The organism is Acinetobacter sp. USHLN143, from assembly GCF_037145695.1.
Classification (GTDB): domain Bacteria; phylum Pseudomonadota; class Gammaproteobacteria; order Pseudomonadales; family Moraxellaceae; genus Acinetobacter; species Acinetobacter fasciculus.
Map to the genome: position 1 here is coordinate 1 of NZ_JBBCWZ010000172.1, position 1,015 is coordinate 1,015.

Annotated in this window: 1 protein-coding gene and 1 pseudogene; both read right to left on the reverse strand. The window is 40.0% G+C overall.

Annotated elements, in window-relative coordinates; translation table 11 throughout:
- Positions 1 to 130 (reverse strand): annotated as a pseudogene (locus tag WFH18_RS17490) (IS701 family transposase); the annotation flags it as partial.
- Between the two features lie 184 nt (positions 131 to 314).
- Positions 315 to 845 (reverse strand): hypothetical protein, encoded by a 531-nt coding sequence (locus WFH18_RS17495; RefSeq protein ID WP_005106843.1) that lies wholly within the window; start codon positions 843 to 845, stop codon positions 315 to 317.
- Between the last annotated feature and the right edge of the window lie 170 nt (positions 846 to 1,015).

Genomic DNA, 1,015 nt, shown 5'->3' on the forward strand with positions numbered 1-1,015 from the left:
TATCATGCGAGATATTATAAGTCTCGGCAAGTTGTGTGCAGCTAATAGAGTTCGGTTCTGTCATGAGAAAGCCCATATAAATGGGTAATGTACAAGTTGCTGTAGAAGCATTTTTAATTCGTCTGATCACAGATACTTTATAAAGTATTTTAATACTTTTTTGAATCCGTCAATGCGTAAGTCCTATTTATTAACTTTTCTACTTTTATTTATCGATTCATCAAAGCGTGATATATATCACTAAAAGTGGTAAAACCCACAAACTTATCGCGGGTTTTACCAAAGAAACTTCATTTTAATCCGAAGATTAAAAATTAACGTGAAACACGATTCCAGGCATCACGCACTGCAAATTTAGCCTGTTCCCAGTTTAAACGTGATTGACCTTTCATTTGTTCCCATTTCAATCTCAAATCAGGTTCTACGTCTTCAAAACGGGTATGGGCATCATAGCTGCCACGGTTTTCATAACCAACTCGATAGGCCGTATCATAATCACGGTCATAATCCAGATCGCTATAGGTGGTACGAGCATCTGAATAGTATGGCGTATTGATCGAATTATCACGCCAGTAAGCCTGTTCTTCTGTTGGATTTATAGCTTCGCCTACACCTTTACCTGCCAGACCGCCAACAACAGCACCGACTACACCACCGACAGCGACACCCACTGGACCGCCTGCAGCACCAATGGCTGCACCTGCCGCTGCGCCACCTGCAGCACCTACACCTGTACCCACAGGATGAGCACCAGGTTCACCAGTAATTGGATCAGCATTTAAATCATCGCGGACATCTTTAGGCGCATTCTTAATTACATCACGATCAAAATTATCATTCGACATAGAGCTTATCCTTATTCTTTAAAATGGTTTTATCACGTATTTTCATACGTCCTATTTAATAGATCTCTTGCGAAAGTAAAAAATTGTTTATACTAGCCCCATGAAATATGAAAATTTAACTCGATTTAATGATGGGGAATTTAAACGACTCGTTGGAGTTCCTCGTCCAT

Coding starts and splice junctions, on each gene's coding strand:
- WFH18_RS17495 (WP_005106843.1), bottom strand. CDS start 845: ATGTCGAATGATAATTTTGATCGTGATGTAATTAAGAATGCGCCTAAA.